The following is a 5,659-nucleotide window of genomic DNA, read 5'->3' on the forward strand; positions in this document are numbered from 1 at the left end:
TAGAGTTACGGCGGTCATAGCGAAGGGGAAACGCCCGGTCCCATTCCGAACCCGGAAGCTAAGCCCTTCAGCGCCGATGGTACTGCACTCGACAGGGTGTGGGAGAGTAGGACACCGCCGAACACAACTTGAGAAGCCCCCCAATCAGTGATGGTTGGGGGGATTTCTCGTACCCAAAACACCCCCCCAAAAAAACCCACCCCGCACTCTCCGAGCGAACGGTACGTCCGTCGCCTCAGATCGACCCAACGCCCCGTTCACACCATCAAGGGGCGGGAGCACAGCCGGCTCACCACCCCGTCCGGGATCGAGTGAACGACACTCTCACCGCCTCTAACGAGATGAACGGTACGTTCACGCCATTAGGGGCGGGCGCACGACTGAGGACGACGGGCGCTTTGCCCGGATCAGTCGATACCGTCGGCGGTGGCAGTTGCATACTTCGGCCGGCCAGTGGGCAGATACCGCTGGATCGTCACGCCTTTTGGAGTGGCTCGCGATTCGGCCAGTTCGAGTGCGATATCCGGTCCGGTGTCGGGAAAGAGTCGCGTGCCCTGGCCTACGACCACCGGAACGATCAGCAGGATCATCTCGTCGACGAGATCGTTCGCGAGAAGCCAGCGGCATAATTCGCCACTGCCGTGCACCTGAAGCTCGCCGCCGGGTCTGGCTTTCAGTTCGCCGATCGCTGCGGCGGTGTCATCTGTAAGGGCCGTGGTGTTCTTCCATTGCGGATCGGTGACCGTTGTCGAGGCAAGATACTTGGGCCGCGTATTCAAGGCGCTTGCGATCGGGTTGACCTCTGGATTCTCGAACGCGTCCCAATAACCGGCGAAGATGTCATAGGTCCGCCGACCGAACAGGAAGGCGTCGGCGCGCTGGTAGACCTGGACGAGGTAAGACATGGCTTCTGTGTCCACCAGTGGCGCGGACCATCCGCCACGTTCGAATCCGCCGCGTCGATCTTCATCCGGCCCACCGAGTCCTTGCATCACCCCGTCGAGAGTGACGATGGTAAATGTCGTCAGTTTCATAGTCGTACCCATCTCCCCGGCATCGTCGGATTTCCGCTGTTTCGATATAGACCGTCGGGAAGCGGGAAAGTCATCGAGCGAACGTGGCGTTCATCGCCTTGGATCGACCGAACGTGCCGTTCGCTCAAGGTGAACGGTGAGATCAGGGCTGAACGGGCACCGAGTCTGCCGGGGTGGACTCGGACTCCAAGGCGTCGCAGGGAATCGCGAGCTCGGTCTGTTCGAGGCGGCCACGAAGGGTGATGTTCTCCGTGATCGACCACTGTGCGGCTTCGGCGCTGTCAGCGGCGGCCACAGCCCGTCCGGATGCGGCGAGGTTACCCGGGACCGTCTTGGCGACCTCGGACAGTCGCGCTGCTTCGTTGACGGGATCACCGATGACGGTGTACTCGAATCTTTCTCGCGCACCGACGTTTCCGGCAACAGCAATTCCCGCAGCGACGCCGATACCCGCGCTCACTTCCGGAACTTCGGCACGCAGGCGCTGCTGAATCTTGCGGGCGGCGGCGAGTGCACTGCCGGCGTGATCGTCGAGTGTCGTCGGCGCTCCGAAAATTGCCAGCGCCGCGTCGCCTTCGAACTTGTTGACGAATCCGCCGTGTGCATCTACCTCGTCGACGATGACGTCGAAGAATCGGTTGAGTAGAGCGACCACCGCGGTAGGGGAGTTGGTGGCCGCGATCGTGGTCGAACCGATGACGTCGACGAAGAGGACGGCAACGTCTCGTTCTTCACCGCCGAGTTCCGGGTTTCGGCGAACCGCGTTTGCGGCAACCTCGTGTCCGACGTGGCGCCCGAAGAGGTCGCGAATCCTCTCGCGCTCGCGCAGGCCCTCGGCCATGCGATTGAAGCCGGTCTGCAGCAGTCCCAGTTCGGTCCCGTCGTACACGACGACGGACGCGGTGAGGTCGCCACGGGTGACTTGTTCCATGCCTCGGCGTACGGACCGAATGGGGGCCGCGGCTGATCGGATGTTGATGTACGTCAGCCCGAGTCCGACGCACAGAGTGATCCCGCCGATGACGAGGATCGCGGTTGCGAGGGCTTGCCACGAAGCAGGCCGGATGAAGCTGAAGACCGCTACGAGCATCAAGCCGGTGACGGGGACTCCGCTTCCGAGCAGCCAGACGAGGATTGTCCGGCCGGTCAGTCCGAGAACGGCAGCCTTGCGGGGTGCTCCGGATTCGAGTGCACGCGCAGCAATAGGGCGCAGTGCGAACTCGCTGAGCAGGTAGCAGAAAGCACAGGTGGTGATACCGCTGAAAGCCACGGTGAACAGAACTTTCGGAATGGTGTCGGGGTCGACGATTCCGTACATGGTCGTGAAGGTGATGAGCGCGGCCGTCCACAGGACGGCTTGCACTCGGGTCAGTCGCCACGGCCCGCGCAACGCCGCGCGTTGATTCTGCTCGGTTGGCCGGTGATCCTCGGTGGCCCACCGGAGATCCCTCATGAGGCGTTTGGTGCCCCACAGAAGTCCGATGAGAAAGACACACCCGATGAAGACGGGTACGGCAATAAAGTTGATCCACGCGAATTCGGGGTGGATGATCTCGGGTCCGGGAACCACGAATCCGACGAGCACGATCGCCAGCACCGCTCCGATCAGGTTGGTGACCAGGAGAGGGGCGGTGAGTAGTGCCTGGACGCGGATTCGGCGGCGCCTGGGGCTTTCGTCGGTGGATCCGAGCAGCCACGACCCCAGGGGCGCACTCGGGACACGGCTTCGCTGCATAGTGTGTCGAGAGTAGTCGTAATGATCGCTTAGGGTGGTCCGGTGCGCCTAGTTATTGCTCGTTGCCGTGTCGATTATGTGGGACGCCTGACCTCCCACCTCCCTACCGCAAGACGACTGCTGTTGGTGAAGGCCGACGGTTCGGTCAGCATTCATGCCGATGACCGGGCGTACAAGCCGCTGAACTGGATGAGTCCGCCGTGCTGGTTGGTTGAGACCACCGGCGACAGCGACGACATCCTGTGGGTCGTCACCAACAAGGCGGGCGAGGAGCTTCGGATCACTCTCGAAGAGGTCGAGCACGATTCGTCGTATGAACTCGGTCTCGATCCGGGATTGATCAAGGACGGAGTCGAGGCACACCTTCAAGAACTTCTGGCGGAGCATGTCGAGACACTCGGCCCCGGCTACACATTGGTACGACGCGAGTACATGACGGCCATCGGGCCGGTCGACCTTCTGGTCCGTGACGCGGACGGTGCATCGGTGGCGGTGGAGATCAAGCGCCGCGGCGAGATCGACGGCGTCGAGCAGTTGACGCGGTACCTGGAGTTGCTCAACCGCGATCCTCTGCTCGCGCCGGTCACGGGAGTTTTTGCAGCGCAACAGATCAAGCCGCAGGCAAAGACTTTGGCCAACGACCGTGGGATCCGTTGCCTGGTCTTGGACTACGAGGCCTTGCGTGGTACCGAAAGCACCGAGTTCCGACTTTTCTGACGCTGTTTAGACTCGAACCATGCCGCGCCGCAAACCTTCGCCGAAGCAATCCCGTCGAACGGATACTCGGCGTGCTCGGGATTCGAGCGCGGAATCGCAGTCACCCAGTGGTGTGTTGTTCGGCGGGGCGCTGGTCCGGGAGGAGCCAGGGCCGGGCGGTGAAATGTACATGGTGAGGCCGATACCCGGCTCCAACGCAACGAAGTTCTATCGCTGCCCCGGTTGTGATCACGACATCAGGCCCGGTGTCGCCCATGTGGTGACGTGGCCTTCGGAACCGGGCGGCGCGAACGAACGTCGACACTGGCACACCGGATGCTGGTCAGGCCGCGGAACTCGCAGCCTGACCAGACGGTGGTCCTGAGCGTCGATCAGTTCCGGGACTGGGCTCGCTGCTCGACGGCGCGGGTGTCGATCTCGGCGGTGTTGGTCTCGTCCGAGTCCTCGAGCACATCGTCTTCGTCGATACTCGGTTCTGAGTCGACCGGATCGGAGTCGGCCTTCTTGTCTTCGATCTCGAGATCTTCCTCGGCTTCGACGATGACCGGAGCGGGCGGTGCATCGAGGAGTTCGCTCTCCCGGTTGACCGATGCGAGCATGGCCGGAACCGAATCGAGTTGTCCCCGAATGCCCAAGAGCTGAGCCAGAATTCGACCACGGAGAACACGCAGTTCTTCGGTGAGTTCCTTCGCGTGAGCGATCTTGCGCTCGGACTGATCGGTGGCGGCCTGCAGCCTGCGCTGAGCCTCGTGCGACGCATCGGAGAGTCGACGCTCGGCCTCTGCCTTGCTCGACGACTCCAGGTCGTTGACGGCGGCGACGACCTTGGCGCGACGCTCGGACATCGAGATGTCAAAGTCTTCGCGGATCTGAGTGCGCTTGGCCTCGGACTCGGCAGCCAGGCGATCCCGCTCGGCCTGCGCGGCTTCGACGATCCGGGCGGCTTCGGTACGGGCCTGCGCCATGGTCTGCTCGTGCATGGTTTCCATCGCATTGCGACGGTCCTCGAGTTCGGCGATCAGCGACTCGTAGTGTCCGCGCAGTCGGGCGCCGTCCTGTTCGGCGATGGAGGTCATCTCGGCTGCGTCGGCCTCGGCCTTCGCGCGCACCTCGGAAGCCTCGTCGGAGGCAAGGCGCAGCATGCGGCTGATGCGATCGCTCATGCCCTCCGCAGTGGTGGGCGGTACCGAGAGGCGGTCGACGTCCTTGCGGAGGTCGTCGATGTCGTCGCGTGCATCGTCGAGCTGCTTGGCAAGGTCGCGGGCCTGCGCAGCGGCAGCATCACGATCGGCCGCGGTAACTCGCAGCTCCGCGTCGAATCGCTCGAAGTAGTTACGTACCTCGTCGCGGTCGTATCCCTTCCGTGCGATCTGGAACGGAAGTTGGATCGAACCGCGGTCCTGCTCGTATGCCATGGCGACAATCTACCTGGCATACGAGCTGGAGTCGGGTCTGCTAGTGGCTCGCGTCGGGTTCGACCAGTTCCACCAGGACGCCGCCGGCGTCCTTCGGGTGAATGAAGTTGATGCGCGAGTTGGCAGTACCGCGCCGGGGAGCGTCGTACAGCAACCGAACACCGCGCTCGCGAAGCTCGGCGGAGATGGCGTCGATGTCGGTGACCCGGTAGGCGAGCTGCTGCAGTCCAGGGCCGCTTCGGTCGATGAACTTGGCGATGGTCGAGTTCTCGTCCAGTGGTGCGAGCAGCTGAACGGCAGTGGATCCGGCGGGGGAGCCGACGACGGAGAGCATGGCTTCGCGCACGCCCTGCGATTCGTTGATTTCCTCGTGGGTCGACACCATGCCCAGGTGCTGCGTGTACCACGCGATTGCCGCGTCGAGATCGGGCACCGCGATTCCGACGTGATCGATCGCGACGACGAGGTCGGACGACAAAGGTGCGAGTGCAGAATTGGGGGAGGTCTGTGTCATACCTTTCACGGTAGCGCTACCGTTTGAGGAGTACACGTCGGGATGTGACTTGGCTCTTAGGCCGCACGGAACCGACGACTATGTCTCTTTTGCAGCCGGAGGAAATCGTGACCAGTTCTGTGATTGTTGCGGGAGCTCGTACCCCGATGGGTCGACTCCTCGGATCGTTGAAAGACCTCTCCGGGTCCGACCTCGGCGGCATCGCCATCAAAGGCGCCCTCGACAAGTCCGGAGTCGCCCCCGA

Annotated in this window: 6 protein-coding genes, 1 rRNA gene and 1 pseudogene; 4 read left to right on the top strand and 4 right to left on the bottom strand. The window is 62.9% G+C overall.

Going from position 1 to position 5,659, the window contains the following annotated elements:
- Nucleotides 1-6 precede the first annotated feature (6 nt).
- Nucleotides 7-123, top strand: a 5S ribosomal RNA gene (gene rrf, locus ABX74_RS03280).
- Between the two features lie 284 nt (nt 124-407).
- Here rrf and ABX74_RS03285 read toward each other — a convergent pair.
- Both ABX74_RS03285 and ABX74_RS03290 read right to left on the bottom strand, forming a co-directional pair.
- Nucleotides 408-1,034: a dihydrofolate reductase family protein gene (locus ABX74_RS03285; protein WP_047888230.1), complete on the bottom strand. Its 627-nt coding sequence runs from the start codon at nt 1,032-1,034 to the stop codon at nt 408-410.
- A gap of 142 nt (nt 1,035-1,176) precedes the next feature.
- Nucleotides 1,177-2,769, bottom strand: a complete 1,593-nt coding sequence (locus ABX74_RS03290; protein WP_047888228.1) for an adenylate/guanylate cyclase domain-containing protein — start codon at nt 2,767-2,769, stop codon at nt 1,177-1,179.
- A 42-nt stretch (nt 2,770-2,811) separates the two neighbouring features.
- On the opposite strand from ABX74_RS03290, the gene nucS reads away from it, so the two are divergent.
- Together nucS and ABX74_RS30550 are read left to right on the top strand one after the other, a co-directional pair.
- Nucleotides 2,812-3,486, top strand: coding sequence for an endonuclease NucS (nucS, locus tag ABX74_RS03295; protein ID WP_003945160.1), 675 nt, complete (start codon nt 2,812-2,814; stop codon nt 3,484-3,486).
- A gap of 19 nt (nt 3,487-3,505) precedes the next feature.
- The gene (locus ABX74_RS30550) at nt 3,506-3,850 is read left to right on the top strand and encodes a hypothetical protein (RefSeq protein WP_020908287.1); all 345 of its coding nucleotides are present in this window, start codon (nt 3,506-3,508) and stop codon (nt 3,848-3,850) included.
- 7 nt (nt 3,851-3,857) lie between these two features.
- Here the strand turns inward: ABX74_RS30550 and ABX74_RS03300 are convergent, their stop codons facing one another.
- Nucleotides 3,858-4,901: a hypothetical protein gene (locus tag ABX74_RS03300; protein ID WP_019749164.1), complete on the bottom strand. Its 1,044-nt coding sequence runs from the start codon at nt 4,899-4,901 to the stop codon at nt 3,858-3,860.
- 40 nt (nt 4,902-4,941) lie between these two features.
- Nucleotides 4,942-5,415, bottom strand: a complete 474-nt coding sequence (gene mce, locus ABX74_RS03305; protein ID WP_047888229.1) for a methylmalonyl-CoA epimerase — start codon at nt 5,413-5,415, stop codon at nt 4,942-4,944.
- A gap of 107 nt (nt 5,416-5,522) precedes the next feature.
- Here mce and ABX74_RS30140 point away from each other — a divergent pair.
- Nucleotides 5,523-5,659 (top strand): annotated as a pseudogene (locus ABX74_RS30140) (acetyl-CoA C-acyltransferase); the annotation flags it as partial.

The sequence above is a fragment of the Rhodococcus sp. ARP2 genome (genome assembly GCF_001029585.1).
Taxonomy (GTDB): domain Bacteria; phylum Actinomycetota; class Actinomycetes; order Mycobacteriales; family Mycobacteriaceae; genus Rhodococcus_F; species Rhodococcus_F erythropolis.